General features: G+C 38.0%; 10 protein-coding genes. 4 read left to right on the top strand and 6 right to left on the bottom strand.

Features of this window, described 5'->3' with window-relative positions; translation table 11 throughout:
* The first annotated feature begins 155 nt into the window (after positions 1-155).
* Complete coding sequence (gene ppc / locus ABJD71_RS02025) at positions 156-2,777, top strand: phosphoenolpyruvate carboxylase (protein ID WP_348163765.1); 2,622 nt, start codon at positions 156-158, stop codon at positions 2,775-2,777.
* Positions 2,778-3,015: 238 nt separating this feature from the next.
* On the opposite strand, the gene ABJD71_RS02020 is transcribed toward ppc, so the two are convergent.
* The 4 genes from ABJD71_RS02020 to ABJD71_RS02005 all read right to left on the bottom strand — a co-directional run bounded on the left by ABJD71_RS02020 (position 3,016) and on the right by ABJD71_RS02005 (position 7,851).
* Positions 3,016-4,407, bottom strand: coding sequence for an alkaline phosphatase (locus ABJD71_RS02020; protein WP_348163762.1), 1,392 nt, complete (start codon positions 4,405-4,407; stop codon positions 3,016-3,018).
* 122 nt (positions 4,408-4,529) lie between these two features.
* On the bottom strand, positions 4,530-5,852 hold the full coding sequence (locus tag ABJD71_RS02015; protein ID WP_348163759.1) for a sugar MFS transporter: 1,323 nt from the start codon (positions 5,850-5,852) through the stop codon (positions 4,530-4,532).
* A gap of 67 nt (positions 5,853-5,919) precedes the next feature.
* Positions 5,920-6,918: an SIS domain-containing protein gene (locus tag ABJD71_RS02010; RefSeq protein ID WP_348163756.1), complete on the bottom strand. Its 999-nt coding sequence runs from the start codon at positions 6,916-6,918 to the stop codon at positions 5,920-5,922.
* 30 nt (positions 6,919-6,948) lie between these two features.
* The gene (locus ABJD71_RS02005) at positions 6,949-7,851 is read right to left on the bottom strand and encodes a BadF/BadG/BcrA/BcrD ATPase family protein (RefSeq protein ID WP_348163753.1); all 903 of its coding nucleotides are present in this window, start codon (positions 7,849-7,851) and stop codon (positions 6,949-6,951) included.
* 830 nt (positions 7,852-8,681) lie between these two features.
* Between ABJD71_RS02005 and ABJD71_RS02000 the strand changes: the two genes are divergently transcribed.
* From ABJD71_RS02000 to ABJD71_RS01990, 3 genes are all read left to right on the top strand, one after another.
* A complete protein-coding gene (locus ABJD71_RS02000; protein WP_348163750.1) occupies positions 8,682-11,369 on the top strand; it encodes a TonB-dependent receptor in 2,688 nt (895 codons plus the stop codon).
* 297 nt (positions 11,370-11,666) lie between these two features.
* A complete protein-coding gene (locus tag ABJD71_RS01995) occupies positions 11,667-12,791 on the top strand; it encodes an SIS domain-containing protein (RefSeq protein ID WP_348163747.1) in 1,125 nt (374 codons plus the stop codon).
* A 276-nt stretch (positions 12,792-13,067) separates the two neighbouring features.
* Positions 13,068-14,207 (top strand): ROK family transcriptional regulator, encoded by a 1,140-nt coding sequence (locus ABJD71_RS01990; protein ID WP_348163744.1) that lies wholly within the window; start codon positions 13,068-13,070, stop codon positions 14,205-14,207.
* A 546-nt stretch (positions 14,208-14,753) separates the two neighbouring features.
* Here ABJD71_RS01990 and ABJD71_RS01985 read toward each other — a convergent pair.
* Complete coding sequence (locus ABJD71_RS01985; RefSeq protein WP_348163741.1) at positions 14,754-15,245, bottom strand: hypothetical protein; 492 nt, start codon at positions 15,243-15,245, stop codon at positions 14,754-14,756.
* Positions 15,246-15,575: 330 nt separating this feature from the next.
* A partial coding sequence (locus ABJD71_RS01980) for a hypothetical protein (protein ID WP_348164379.1) occupies positions 15,576-15,680 on the bottom strand: 105 nt, incomplete at its 5' end.

The following is a 15,680-nucleotide window of genomic DNA, read 5'->3' as shown; positions in this document are numbered from 1 at the left end:
AACTATTTGAGATTGAGTGAAAGGCACTTTACTAAAAAACAGGAGTATATCGGTAAACGTCACTAAAAAGTATATTTTAGAGCGTAATTGCTTAGACAAATAGTTTACATGTCAGTATCGTATAAATTGCTTATTAATTAGTAATGGAGACGAATGTGTCACAAGTTTTAGATTCTCAATTAACAGGAACAGTTCGAAATTTAGGAGCTGTGTTGGGCGACACCATTCGTGAACAGCTTGGCGAACATTGGTTAGAAAGAATAGAAGCCGTCAGAAAAGATGGGCGAAAAGCTCACCAAGGCGATGAAGATGCAGCCAAACGCGTAAAACAACTTTTTACTGAACTTAAGAATGATGAACTACTCACTGTTGGAAGAGCATTCTCCCAGTTTTTAAATTTAGCCAATATTGCAGAGCAAGAATTCAATAGTACCAATGATCAAGACGACCCCATTGATACATTGTTTAGCCACTTAGATGACGCAGGTATACAGGCTGAGACATTTGAAAAAGCCTTAGACCATCTAAATATAGAATTGGTATTAACCGCTCACCCCACAGAAGTGACCCGTAGAACACTAATCCATAAACACAGCGAACTTGCTAAATGCCTTAGTAAAGTGCATGAAAGTGAGATCACTGAAACCCATAGAAACAAAATTGAAACCCGTATTGCAGACCTAATTAGCCAAGCGTGGCACACTGAAGAAATCCGAACTATTCGTCCAACACCCGTTGACGAAGCACGCTGGGGGTTTTCTGTTATTGAAAACTCATTATGGGAAGCAGTACCAGATTTCATCCGTGAATTAGATAAACGCTTTGTAGATAAATTTGATTTATCTATTCCTCTTGATGTGTCACCAGTTAAGTTTGGTTCATGGATGGGAGGCGATAGAGACGGTAACCCTTTTGTTACTTCAAAGGTAACAGAACAAGTTTTACTTTTAGCTCGTAAGCGTGCTGCAAAACTCTTTGCCAAAGATATAGACTTTTTACAAGTTGAATTATCTATGAGCGACTGTGATGACACACTTAGAGCGCAAGTTGGAGACGTTCTTGAACCTTATCGTGCTGTGTTACGACCGCTATTAGATAAGCTTATAAACACCAAAGAAGGTATTACAGAAAAGCTTAAAGGTGACACAGTTGATGCAAGTGAGTGGATTGCCGATAAAGATGAATTACTGACACCATTAATGGCCTGCTACGAGTCTTTACAGGCTTGTGGCATGACAGTTATTGCACAAGGGCATTTGCAAGACACCATACGTCGAGTACATTGTTTTGGTGTACATTTATTGAAACTAGATGTTCGTCAAGACTCAGAAAGACACTCAGATGTATTTTCTGAACTTACTCGCTATTTAGGCCTAGGTGATTATGGCCAGTGGAGTGAAGAAGACAAACAAGCTTTCTTACTTAAAGAACTTGGCTCTAAACGCCCACTTTTCCCATCTACATGGCAACCTAGCGAAGACGTCCAAGAAGTAATCGATACCTGTAAAGTGATCTCTGAAAACGGTAAAGACGGCTTTGGTATTTACATTATATCTATGGCTAGCCTTCCTTCAGATGTACTTAGCGTAAACTTATTACTTAAAGAACTAGGCGTGAATTGGCCTATGCCTGTTGCCCCTCTATTTGAAACCCTAGACGATCTAAATGCCGCAGCTAGCGTAACTAAAAAGCTGTTCTCTATTGATTGGTACCGTGGATATATTCAGGGTAAACAACACATCATGATTGGGTATTCTGATTCAGCTAAAGATGCGGGTGCAATGGCAGCAGGTTGGGCACAATATGAATCTCAAGAAGCACTTGTTGCTTTAGCAGAAGAAAACGACATCGAATTAACCTTATTCCACGGGCGTGGCGGTACCATTGGCCGTGGCGGACTTCCAGCCCATGCTGCTATTCTGTCACAACCGCCTGGGTCATTAACAGGTGGCTTTAGGGTAACGGAGCAAGGCGAAACTATTCGCTATAAATTTGGCATGCCTATATTAGCCCAACGCAGTTTAGCACTATACGCGAGCGCAATATTAGAAGCCTTAATACTCCCCCCTCCGGCACCGGAACAAGAATGGCGAGAAGCCATTACCAAAATGGCTGCTGATGGCCGTGACAACTACCGTCAAATTGTAAGACATGATGAAAACTTTGTGCCTTACTTCCGCGTGGCGACGCCCGAGCAAGAGTTGGGTAAATTACCATTAGGTAGTAGGCCCGCTAAGCGTAAACCTACTGGTGGCATTGAGAGTCTCCGTGCCATCCCGTGGATATTTGCGTGGGCACAAACTCGTATGGTTTTACCCTCTTGGTTAGGAACAATGAAGGCAGTACAAACGTCTTTAGATGCAGGTAAAGGTGACACAATAAAAGACATGCTAGACAACTGGCCGTTTTTCTATTCTAGGTTGTCTATGTTAGATATGGTGTTTGCCAAAGCGGCCCCTAAAATCAGCAAAGAATACGATGACAACTTAGTGCCAGAAAAGCTTCGACACTTTGGTGATGCATTACGCTCTGAACTTCAGCTGAGTATTGATTTGTTGCTAGAGCTTTTAGACCAAAACACTGTCATGGAAAGTGATCCTAAAGGTACACTGTCGATGAATATACGAGCTAGCTATTTGCAACCATTACATTATTTACAGATTGAATTATTGAAGCGTATAAGGTTACTAGATGATGAAGAGCACGACGCTACTTTAGAGCGTGCCATGATGGTAACTATTGCAGGTATTGCAGTAGGCATGAGAAATACAGGATAAATGAACGAGTATGTGGGCACCTCTTAATGGAATACTAGATTGCCACATACTTTCTTCATGAGATAAATACACTCAACAAGACAGCCAACAGTAATAGCAGATAAACTCAATTTGCTATTACTGTCTTTCACCTAAAGTAAAACAAATAGCCTAACCACCCCACTGTATTTAATAGATAATTAGCAGTCTAATAATTTTCCTGAATGTGACTTTTTATTAGTAAATCCCTATATTGATGTTATTTTCGACCTAGAAGTGTGAATATTTTTTTGGCTATTTTTGTATTATCGTTAAGACCAATAAATTCATGACTATGCGATCCAAATGAAAATACTGGGACGTCTATCGCTGTATGAGCGGAGGAAGTCCATCCAGTATTAGTTTTTTGGTCTATGAGATATTTTACTGCTTTATACATTGCCTGATTAACATTGCTGACATTTTTAATTTGATAAGGATTACCAATAGCTTCTTTTTCCGGTAGGGCATTTTGCGTTCCATGCTTGACTGTAATAAGCATCTCTAATTCTTCTCCCGTTAAATCAAAATTAAACAAAAAATTGGCAAACTTAGCTGTTATATCCTCATTAGTTAATCGGTTAGCAATCGTATGAGGTGAGTATTGAAATGATCTTAAAGATTCTGGCTTCCATTTATAAATGCCGTTTGCGGCAACACTCAATCCTCCGGTGCTGTGATCAGCTGTGACAACGACTAATGTGTTAGGATTTTTAGCCACATACGCTTCAAGGTATTCTAGCGTTTTTGCTAAATCATCCATTTCTCCCATTGCAGCTGCTATGTCGTTATTGTGCCCTCCCCAATCAATTTGGCTTCCTTCAATTAACAAGAAGAAACCTTGTTTATTTTCTAAATTTTTAGTGGCAGCTTTGGTCATGACGGATAAGCGATGTGGGATAGAATCATCTAGTGCCCAAGGTAAACCACCATCAGAAAACAATCCTAATGCAGGTTGGTTAGGTATTATTGTATCTAACTGTTCATACTTATCGATGTACTGAAAGCCTGAATGTTTGAACTCTTCTACAAGGTTTCGGTCATCTCGTAAGAAATGCTTCCAACCACCTCCAAACATAACGTCCATTTTAAAATGGCCATTGATTTTTTCATCATAATAACTATCGGCGATTTCGTTGTAATTTTGTCTACTCTCATTATGAGATAAATAGCTTGCTGGTGTGGCATGATTAATTCGGCTAGTCACGACCACCCCCGTTTTTTTACCTTGAGTTTTGGCAAATTCTAAAACTGTTTGAACCGCTTTTTTATTCACATCGACACCAACGGCGCCATTATAGCTCTTAACGCCAGACGATAAGCCAGTAGCACCAGCCGCTGAGTCTGTAACATAGCCAGACTCAGCGGCGGGGTAAGTACTGCTTAAACCAAGTAGATGACGATCGAATACTGTCTCTTCAACCTCTTGAGTGATTGGGTTATCGTGATAATAACGATAAGCACTTGTATAAGCAGGCCCCATACCATCACCTATAACCATAATCACATTTTTAGGCAGTGTATTACTCGGTATTCCATCATCTATTAATGTATGTGTACTACATGAGCTAACACTTAAAACGGAGACAACGGCCAATATAGATTTTTTCATTGATTATCCAATATAGTAAATTGTACGGTGTAATTTTCTGAACAGAAATGCAGTTACTTCAAACAATTTAACTGTCATACATATTAGTGCCGCAAAACAAATATACGTGACGAGAGAAGGCCTTATTTTAAGGTCCATGTTTTCATTTTATGACCAACTAAAGCATAAAAGAGTATAAATAAATAACAGGGTAATCCAACGATATAAGAAAATTGTGTATCACCTAATGTCTGAGATAATTTACCAAAAAGTAATGGTAAAATAGCACCACCTGATATGCCCATAATCAACAAAGCTGAACCTTGGGCTGTGAACTTCCCAATACCTTCAAGAGCAAGGGGCCAAACTGATGGCCACACAAGGGCATGAGCAAGCCCCATTAAAGCAACAAAGGTTATTGAATTAGGTAATACAGGAATGCCTGACCATCCCCAAATGATATCAGCAATCGAAGTAGACGTTGTTGATGAGAACATAACACCTAATATACAAAAACTCCCCGCTATCGCAGAGCCAATCAGTGCAGTTTTTTGTGAAATGTATCGAGGAATACACACAATGCCAACGAGGTAACCGAGAACCATAAATACCATCGTATAAGAAGTGAGTCCTGCAAAATTGTCAACATTAAGTGATGAGCCGTATAAGCCAATAGTATCACCAGCAATCACTTCAACACCGACATATGCAAATAATGCGATTGCCCCTAAAATAACTTGAGGATACTGAGTAATACTTGTTTTTGTGTCATTAATTAAATCTATATCACCATCATCAAAATCTAACTCTGGTAATGCAGAGAACTTCACCAAACCTATAAGTAACAATAAAGCTGCGAACATAATGATATAAGGTTGAATTAAGCGTAAAGATAAATCTGACAATAACTGACTGCGCTGTAATTCATTCAAACTTGCTAAATGCTCTTCTGAGATATCCCCCATACCGGATAAAATTACAACAGTAAAAACAATAGGTACCAGCACCCCCGCACTTTTATTAATAACACCCATAATACTAATACGCATAGCAGCACTTTCTTTCGGCCCAATATGCACAATATAAGGGTTAGATGCAGTCTGTAGTATTGTTAACCCCGTAGCTAAAACAAAAAGACCAACAAGAAAAAACAAAAAGTTAGCAGTTAAAGCAGCAGGGATGTGTAGCAAAGCCCCTACAGCCATAATAGCAAGCCCTAGAGCCATGCCATTCTTATAACCTGTTTTATGCAGCACATAAGACATTGGTAGGGCCATGAAGGTGTAAGCGATGTAAAAAGCAAAGGTAACAAATAACGCCTGAAATTCATTCAGTTCACAGATAACTTTCAAGAATGGAATTAAGGAACCATTTAACCAAGTTACAAAACCAAATATAAAAAACAATATTCCTACTATCACCATAGGCAAAACACTACTGTGTTTGTTTTCAGCCGTCATTGACATTTTTTACACTCCACTTTAGGTAAGTACTGCTTAACGCTATTATTTTTATGTTTCTAAAACTTCTCTACTATATTGTCCTAGTTACTTTTTTAAGGCCTTTTGGCTCATCAGGGTTAAAACCTCGTGAAACTGCAACGTCAGCAACATCAAGATAAAAGCGTTGAAGTACTAATAAAGATGCTAAACGAGGGTGAATATCAATTTCAGTTTGACGTAAATGAATTAAAAGAGCGCCTCGTTGCTCCACTTCATCTATTTGTTTCTGATGTGAGTCAGCACTTTCATCATCAACAGCACTGTTTAAAATAGCTAACCCTTGTTCAACCAACGTAACTGGACCATGTAAAAACTCCGCACTACTAAACGCTTCCGCGTGAATGCTACTAACCTCTTTAAGTTTAAGCGCCATTTCCTTCGCAACAGCGAAACCTAAGCCTCGACCAAGAACAACCATATTCATGACACCATCAATAGATTGTGGTGTTAATTGAGCTGGAGAATCAATAATATCTTGCATAGATTGAGGTAAGCGTTCCAAAGCAGATATCAATACCTGATTATGTGTCCAGTATGCGGTGAGTTGCAGTAATGCAGATAGTGTAGCTAAATAACTTTTAGTGGCCGCAACTGAACGCTCTTCACTAGCTTTAAGTGGTAAGATGTCATCAACAATATCTTTTAATGGCGAAGTCTCATCATTTACCAGCGCAATACAATAAGCACCAGCAGATTTTGCCATTTTAGCTTGAGCAAGAATATCCGGGCTTCGTCCCGATTGAGAAATAACAATGACTAATGCATGTTCTAATTTTAGCTGTTTTCCATAAACGCTTGTTACTGAAGGTGCAGCAGAAAATGCAGGGATACCAGCTTCAATTTCGATTAAATATTTGCCAAAGACCCCAGCATGATCTGATGAACCTCTGCCGACTATCATCACCATTGTGGGCTTGATGTCACGCAGCTTATTTCCAATTCTTTGTACTTGAACTTGGTTAGCCCTAAGCTGATTTTGTATAATTAAAGGGGCTTGCCTTGCCTCTATTTCCATAATAGTTTGTGTCATGTAAAACCTACTTTGACCAATTTAAATTTATTAACACTGTTGCGACAACAATGTCGATTGTTGTTTAGCAAAAAATACTGCCCCCTCTTCAGGAGAGGCTAAAGGTTTAGATAGTTGCTCTTGAATATCAGCATCTAACCAAGAAAATAAGAGGGGAGCTATACCACCTACAAGTGACATAGGCATGGTATTTCTTTGAACTAAAAGTCTTGCTACATCACTAATATATTTGGCTCCATCTTTAACTAGCTTCATCGCAATCTCATCGCCATTATCAGTAGCAGTAAACACGATGTTTGCTAGTTGTGCATAAAACGATGCCGGTTTGCCTGCTGTTACCTCAATCAACTCTACTGAGTTTGATACTTTCAAGCACTTAAGAAGCGGAATGTTCATGCTTGAAGTGCCAATGATACCGTCAAGGGAGAGTAAAACATGCTTTACTGCCTCTAACCCAAACCATGCTCCAGCACCTTTGTCTCCTTGCGGAAAACCGTGCCCCCCAACTATAAATTGTTGGTTGTTTACATGTGAGAAACCACACGAACCTGTTCCTATGATAATCACAGCTCCGTCTTTACCTTGGTGAGCGCCCAGACAAGCTATTAGTAAATCTGTCGATAAATACATATCTTTAAAAGGATGTTGCCAATCTGACATTTGAGTAAACAATGAAGGTAAATTCATACCCGCAAGCCCAACTCCAGCAACGAGATCACTCAATTTAACATTTTCTAACCCGGCATCTTTCAGCGCTAGACCAGCCGATTCAACAATCGAACTGACAGTGAGTTCGAAACCATTACTGGGGTTGGCTGGCCCTGAAATTCCAGAGCCTAAAATTTTATTATTCATTGACATAACAATGGCTTTACATTTTGAACCTCCACCATCAACGCCTAAAAAGAATTGTTGTTCATCGTTTTGTGTCATTCTAACCTCGTCTGTTTTGAGCGCCCATTAGTCATTTCTTTTTGTTGAGCATAGAGTTTTTTAGGGCCATGGAAATCTATTGACCAAATTATTGAGAGTTAGAGAAATAAAATTCACATTTAGCGTATTCTTACATCACAAAAAACAACCAAAATCATTTGGTAAAAAAGCTAGTGAAACACAATTGAATACCACCTCGGTATTTAATATACTTAAAATGCGTATAAAAACCAACAATTAAATCACCCTACGATACTTATGTGGCAGTATATATTAAGAATCATCTCTAAGAGTCAATATATTAATAATTTATAACCAACCAACTTAACTACCTTCTTGGTATTTATTTAATCTTCCCTCTAACATAAAAACCAAACCAAAAAAAACATAAGCCGTTGATTTAAATCCAAATAATATCATTTTTCACAAGAAATACTCCTTTAATACTAATGTAACAATTATTCTTTAGTATCTTATTTCTCAACTGCAAGACTATTATATTTTTAATTCAAATTAGGGTTTAGAGTTGTCAGATATTTATTTCACAGGGTTGATTTTTGTAATTATGCCCTTGTTCTTACCATAGATATAAAAGGAATAATACCCATAAATATCAACAACTTGTATATAATGAGCTTTTTTACAACTGTGTTAATTTTGATGGTTTTTTATCAAAAACTATTTTCAAATTAAATTTGACTATTGCAAAATATAAACAAAGGCGTATGTTAAATACCTCGATGGTATTTAATCATTTAATTTTAATACCGGAATGTTCGAGCACTAAAGCTAACGGTTACACACTGAGATAAGAATAAGTAGGGGATACAATGAAACATTCACATAAAAATGACCCAATAAAAAAGTTTAGTAAAGTTTCTAAAGCAGTCTTATTAGGTTTGCTTTATAACATGTCAGCAATGAGCAGTGTAAATGCTGCTGATGAGGAAGACAAAGAACAGCAGCTTGAACAAATAATGATTACAGGTACGAGATTAGTTAGCCGAAATGTAATCATTCAAAAACAGAACTCAGCACAAATTGTTGACTCTATTGGCCAAGACGAAGTTGGTGGTTTAGCGGCAGGTAATGCTGCAGAGTTACTTGCTAAAGTGTCTGGATTAAACCCATTTGAAGATCTAAGTGGGCGCGGTAGCGGCGGTTCTAGTGGCCCAGAGGTACGATTCGTTTCAATCAGGGGCGTGCGCCCTGATCTAAATATAACACTACTAGATGGCTTAACTCTAGCCACCTCTAACTTTGAGAACCGTGCAGTATACCTTGATGCTTTTCCGGTTAACTTGGCTGGGCGTACCGATGTAATAAAAACGTTTACTCCTGAAATGAACCCAGGAGCTATCGGTGGGCAAATTGACTTTATTACTCGTAGCGGTGTAGACCTTGCGGAGCCACTATTTACTGTTACGGCTGAAACAGGCAAAACTGAAATGGACGATTCCGTTCAAAGCGTCGATGCGCCATTACGCCTTGAAGCATTATATGCGGGTCAAATAACTAAAAATGTAGGTTTAGCACTTTCAGCTAGTTATAACCAACGAGATCTGGGAAAGCCATCTCAATTAACTCGCGGTCGTTCACGCTCTATTGATTTTCCGTCTGAAGATGATGTGAGAGTTGTTCGAGAGCACCGGATACTTTCTGAGTCTGCCCCCACCAAGCGTATAGGTTTGTCGGCTAAACTAGATTGGACGCCAGATGAGGATACCTATGTTTGGTTTACGACTGCTTACAATGATCTTGATCAGACAATTAACCATAATAAAACCGATGTTCGGATTCCTTCTAGTGCCGAAGGTTTGACCCTAGAACCAAATGGTCAATCTGGTACTCTCCGTATTGATGACTCTAGCGTGTCTTTTGGTACAGGAAGGTCAGCGTTTTCTGAAGTGGGGGAATTTGTTAATAAAGCTGATCTTGCTTTATTCCAAGCTGGCATCAATAAATTTGTTAGTGACGATATTACTGTTAATGCAAAAGCTGGCTATTCTGAAGCAAACAATTCAAGAGAAGCTGAATATTACTTGTTTATGAGAGAAGGCGGTATAACCGATGTTTCTTTTGATAGTAGCAATATATATGAGCCTTCAATAGAAGTTATCAATCCTTCTCCTGAAAGCTACTTTGACCCAAGCAAATATAGTCTGTTGTATCGCAACATGCTCCCAGAGAAAGCAAAAGAACAAGTACTGGATGCGATAGTGGATATTGCGTTTAATGCTGATTTTGATGATGAAGGCTGGGGACTAAAAGCAGGTGCTCAATATAGAACAACAGAACGAAGCTATGATTTTGATTGGACTACACATTATGATATTGCAAATGAAACTGTTGAAGGCACCGGTTATACTTTGAATGATGTATTTGCTGAAAACTCAAGCAATCTATCACCTCCGGGGTCAAGTGATGGTTTTCCTGCACTTTTTGCTGATATTAATAAAATCAATAAAATTATCACCCCATCATTATCCGACACAGCCGCTTTTCGCTTCGAAAATCTTGATGTGAATAAATTTGGTTCTGATTATGCAATTGATGAAAAAGTCACCTCATTATTTGTTCAGGGGGTGTATCAATCAGAAGATATTCAGTCAATATTTGGCCTGCGTTATGAAAAAACCACCACTGACGGTGCTGGGTATAGAGAAGCCAATGGTATTTATGAAACTAGTGAAAATAATGGCTCTTACGATTTTGTACTTCCTTCGTTACTAGCTAATTACAATATTCAAGAAGATTTAATCTTGCGATTTGCAGCAAGTCAGACATTAGGACGACCTGCATTTCCTGAAATTTCACCTTCAGGAGAAAAAGAAAGTATTGGTCTGCAAAATACGCTGACTCGCTCAAACCCTGATCTTAAACCGCGTTTATCAACTAACCTTGATATATCGTTAGAATGGTACTTTTCGTCTGATAGTATGGCAACGATTGGTCTGTTTTCTAAAAATATTGAAGATGAAATATTAACGGAAACATTCACTGATGTCACAATTGACGGGGTTCTCTATGATGAAGTCACTCAGCCTATCAACGCGTCAAAAGCGACCATTAAGGGAGTCGAGTTGAGTTTTGTATCTTACCTACCTGAGCCTTATAACAACTTTGGTATCTCTTCAAATGCGATCTTTATGGATACATCGTTTGATACTAAAGGTGAACGTGGTGAAGTTGACTTTTTATTATATCAACCTGACTCTATCATTAATATATCGTTACTTTATACCGATGAAAATTTTGATGCTAGTTTGTCATGGAATAAAACAGGAGATTTACCAACTGTTTTTAATCCGAGCGATGCTAATGGAGACCGATATAATGAAGGTAAAGCAACCTTAAGTGCTAAATTACTATATAACATTTCACAAAGTACCCAAGTTTACATTAATGGGACAAATCTGACATCTGAAGATAGTGTTGAATTAACCGGTGAAGGTTACATGTATCATAATCGTTTGATGGGTAGAACTATCAATGTTGGTGTTACCCATAGCTTTTAGTTAACACCCAAACATTCCAATGTTGTTTGGGTGAATGTACCGCAGGCCTATAGAGTTTTCGGTACATTTTCACCCATCATTAAGTGTAAGTATTCAATTTATGTTTGCTGATTGTTATCGCATCCATGATGCTTACGCTTAATAACCTAGCTTGTACTTAACCTAACTTAATCTATTTTAATTCGACTGTTTAACAACTTAACTGTATAGGTTTTCCACTACAAGTTACCGAAGTCTATGTACATGTCTATTTGAAGCAGAAATAACGTTAACTAATTATTAGCAGTAGAGTACCCTATGTCAAAATACTTAACCTATAGTGAAAAATCCTTAAAATCGCATAATGGCTATTGGACAGCAAAAGAAATTTGCCAACAACCTCGCGTTTGGCGTGAAGCTGGTCAACACATTAAGGCAAAGCGTGCTGAAATAAATGGTTGGTTAGCTCCTATTCTAACCAATCATAAGTTACGTATTATATTAACGGGCGCCGGCACTTCCGCTTATGTTGGCGAGTCAATAGCTCCTCACTTAAGTGCAACACTAGGCCGACAAGTTGAAGCGATCAGTACGACTAATATTGTCAGTAACCCTAATTACTATTTACTAAAAGATAAACCTACATTAGTTGTTTCATATGGCCGTTCTGGCAATAGTCCTGAAAGTGTCGCCGCAGTAGACTTAATAAACCAAGTAGTTGATGAATGCTATCATCTAGTATTAACTTGTAATCCTGAAGGCCGCCTAGCAACGAATATCAAAAATCAGGGTAATTCATATTCATTGTTAATGCCACACGGCACACTTGATCAAAGTTTTGCTATGACCAGTAGCTTCAGCTCAATGTTAGTTAGCACATTATGTATTTTTGCTCCCCAAGAAACTCAATTAGAAAGCACTGCTTTAGCCGCTGAATGTTTTTTGGCTAATGGTATTGAGGAAGTTAAAAAGCTGGCAACACTGGATGTACAGCGCTTAGTATTTTTAGGAGCTGGAGGCTTACAAGGCATTGCCAAAGAAGCCGCGTTGAAAGTTTTGGAATTGACTGCAGGTGAAGTGCTTAGTTATTTTGAAAGCCCGCTGGGCTTCAGGCATGGTCCAAAATCCTTAGTAGATAATACTACACAAATTATCTTTCTTGCTTCAAATGACAGCTATACCAAGCAATATGATCAAGATTTATTGGCAGAATTAAAACGTGATGACCAAGCTAAAGCGATAACGATTTTAAACAGTAAAACCTTCGTAGGCCTTGGTGAGCTAGAAGATGTTTGGGCTGGATTGCCCTATATTGTTTATTGTCAGGTGCTATCGTTCTTTAAATCAATTAATGGAGATTTTACTCCAGATAATCCTTGTCCTAGTGGCGAAGTAAATCGTGTAGTACAAGGGGTCACTCTATATCCCTTTGAGAATCAGTAATGACTAATTAAGTTGACGTTAGACAACATTAACTATGGGCTAAGTGTTGGTGGCATCATAATTAACAATTGCTTTGTATACACTTGCGAAAAATTTTCAAAACATCCCATTTATTACTACTCGTAACATCTTGAAGAAATTGGTGATAATAAATCAAAAAACAAATTACTATCACAATGTAGTTAATACATTATTATGTTATTGTGAATAGAATAATACTTTTTACTGGCCTCACACAGATGCGGAGCTGGCCTATCAAAATAACAAGGAGATATGGTGCCCGGCAATTCAACATCTGAATCCGTTTTACAAATAAAAGGTCGGTTACACGTTAGTCATAAAAAAGTACTTGAATACCTAAAACGACACAATCAAGCTACCCGTGCAGAAATAGCTAAAGCAACAGGGCTGTCAAATCAAACACTGACACGGTTAACTAAACAATTAATAGATTTAAATATAATTGCTGAAACCTCTAAAGTTTCTGGGTTACGCGGGCAACCTGCTATTTATTTACGTATTATTTCCGGAGTTTTTGGTTGTATTGGGGTCGTATTTGAACATGATAGAATCGTTGTACTAGTTGATGATTTAAGTGGCGAAAACCTAATACGGCTCAGCCAAGAAGGTACATTTCTAACCGCAGAGATCGCAGTGAAATCTGCGACAGCAATGCTTGATGAGCTATATACTAAAATACCTCCACCCCTCAATGTGTTAGGGATTGGCATCTCAATATCCGGTTTTTTCACTAATATAGAAGGCCGAATATGTTCTCAGCAGGATCCTCAAGGCTGGTCGAAAATTAATTGGCAAGAAACATTTTCTAGTAGGTATCAATGTCCATGCTATGTTGAAAACGATGGTTGTGCTGCATCAATTGGATTCTCATTATCTAAAGCAGGAGCTAAACTCCATAGTTTTTTCTTGATTTTATTTACTTTAGACATAGGTGGAGGTTTTGTATTTGAGGGAGAACTCGTTAATGGAACTTATGGTAACGCCGGCGAAATAGCAGCCCTATTTAGTCGTGATTTAAATTCAGCACGACCTACTGAAGGCTCTCTTTATAATCACCTAAGTAAAGTTTGGGATGGACCTGTTACAAATGAAAAAATTGTTTCAGCTTTCAATCAGCAAGATACAAATATTATGTCATGGATAACAGCATGCATTGAAACAATGAAATTTCCACTAAAATCAATACAGAGCCTTTTAGATCCAGAAGCCATAATATTTACAGGTCGCTTACCTATAGAGATACAGCAAGAATTTTCCAAAAAAGTCATTGTATCTGGGCCATCGTATGGTGACGTATTTGCCCCTACGCCAAAAATATTAGTAGATTACGACCAAAATATACTTGAAAAGGGTGTTACAGCAATACCAGCGTTTTATTTTTTTAAAAGCAGTTAGCGTCGCAATACCATGTTGATTCATGAAAAAGGGCAATTAAGTTAAGTTGTGACTTTACGACTCAATGTCCAACTCATGGTTATCATTTCAATTTTAGTGTGCTCGTCTGAGTTTAATACCAATGAGTTAATAAGCGTTTTAGAGATCGATTGTGCGATATTTAGAATATTCAATATTAGTTTACTTTTATCAGACTTATTATGGACCCCAAAGAGTTTCAGAGGTTATACATCAACTTGAATAGTGTAACTAAACTCCCATGGAGACTGCTGTATGTAGTTAAACCGGAATATTAATGTTCAGATTGAATTCGCCTCATTAACTAATCAACACACTCAGCTTTGTGTTGCCGCTAGTAGTCATATATGTAGTCACTGAATACTTAATTACGCCTTTGCAAATATAGCATCTTGGGTTGTTGTTGAAACAGTCTGCGAAACTCGTCGATTAAACACTACAAAATGGCTTCACTATTTCTAATTAAGGATTTTACTCTTTAGACTTATTTTAATGATTACCGACAAGAAGCGCATGACATTCGGAAAGTTACAGCTTATCCCAGCCCCAATCAAAGTCGGGTAAACACGCTCCATTTAACAACATGCTGTAATCCGCTTTACTCATGGCCGTAGCAACTGTTCGAAATTGCGCTTTAAGCTTTATCGCTTTGACATTTAACAAGTCAAACCTTATATCCGCCTGCTCAGAAAAGTCGAGGTCTCTAATCCTATCTAATTTTGCTTTAGCAGCGTAATACTCGATAGCATAAGCCATTAATTTGTTTTGAACATACAACATCTTTTTACTCACTAGATGGGTACATATGCCCTGGTTAATGATTATTTCACTAAAACCATACTCTGTATGATCCTTAGCTTCTACGGCTAATAATTTACATCCAGTGAGGTATTGTTTTAATAAAGCTAAATAGTGTAATGAAACTTCAGGCTCTACTTCAGTCAAAAGTAATCTGAGCTCATCAGTTAATTCTTCAACGAGCATTTCAAGAGTCACCAACTGGCGTTGTAAACTAGGCAATGGCTACCACAGGGTAAAATAAGTCAGTTTTTTATAATATCTAATATTTAGTAATTGAAAACAATTACCTATACAGAAACTTATTATTTTTACTGAATTTTAGATAAATAAACCCCTTCAAATGACTTTCCTGTGGTAACTAGGTTTAAATATAATCTTAAACCCTAACCACGGCATCTAGACCAACAGTAAGGTCAAGTGGTTCATGCTCTATTTAATTGCAGAAAATAGTCACAGGTATATACCCATAACGCCTAACCATAAACAGGGTGTTTTCAAGGCAATAAAAAAGGCCACCTAAGTGACCTTCTTTCAATCAATAACTAAATATTAGTCAAGGATTTTAGCAACAACACCAGCACCTACAGTACGGCCACCTTCACGGATTGCGAAGCGTAAACCTTCGTCCATCGCGATTGGGTTGATAAGCTCTAC

It is taken from the genome of Paraglaciecola sp. (assembly GCF_039943935.1).
GTDB lineage: Bacteria > Pseudomonadota > Gammaproteobacteria > Enterobacterales > Alteromonadaceae > Paraglaciecola.
The sequence above is the reverse complement of the archived record's forward strand: the minus strand, read 5'-3'. Positions and strand labels throughout refer to the sequence as shown.